We start from the raw sequence: 726 nt of genomic DNA on the forward strand, positions 1-726 counted from the left end.
TTACTGCTCGTTAAGGCTGGGATAAATGAAAAAGGAGAATCATGCAGATGGAGAAGAATACAAAAGTCATGTGGGATTATAAAGGAAAGCCTGATTTTATCAACGGTACTGGAGCTTATTTAGAAGAAAAAATCATCGGGTATGCAGGCAGTATAGTAATTCCACTATTACTTGCTTATTTTATTTTTACGAGCAAAGTAGAATGGAATTACTTTCAGATGATTACGGCTTTTCTCATAGCTTTTGATATCGGAGGAGGAATGATTAGTAATTCCCTGAATTCAGCGAAGCGGTTTTATCACTCTTCTGTTAAGAAGGATGAAGGAACAACCGGTATATTTTTAAAAAATAAGTGGCTTTTTAGCCTTGTTCACATTCATCCATTCATAATAGGAATAATGTTTGATAGCGGCAATTGGCTGTATGGATTGAAATGGTACATCCTATTCCTTCTTGCCGTCCTTATAGTTAATGTAGCTCCCCTATACTTAAAAAGACCAATATCAATGCTCCTTATATTATTTGCAAATTTGCTGAATTTTTATTTCATTCTTCCTATTCCCGGCTTTGATTGGTTCATTCCTTTTCTTTTTCTTAAAATCATAACTGGACATTTAGTAAAAGAAGAGCCTTACCGAAAGGCAAATTCTATTCATTAAACAGCTGTATTTGTAAAATTATAGACCTCTCATACAGAAGTTTTATCCCAGCCTTAACGGGCAGTAA

The 726-nt window shown here is 34.6% G+C and carries 1 protein-coding gene; it reads left to right on the top strand.

Going from position 1 to position 726, the window contains the following annotated elements; all coding sequences use genetic code 11:
* The first annotated feature begins 47 nt into the window (after positions 1-47).
* Positions 48-659: a hypothetical protein gene (locus BFA01S_RS21575; RefSeq protein WP_066235704.1), complete on the top strand. Its 612-nt coding sequence runs from the start codon at positions 48-50 to the stop codon at positions 657-659.
* The last annotated feature ends 67 nt before the right edge of the window (positions 660-726 follow it).

Origin of the sequence: Metabacillus fastidiosus NBRC 101226, assembly GCF_001591625.1 — a bacterium.
Classification (GTDB): Bacteria; Bacillota; Bacilli; order Bacillales; family Bacillaceae; genus Metabacillus; species Metabacillus fastidiosus.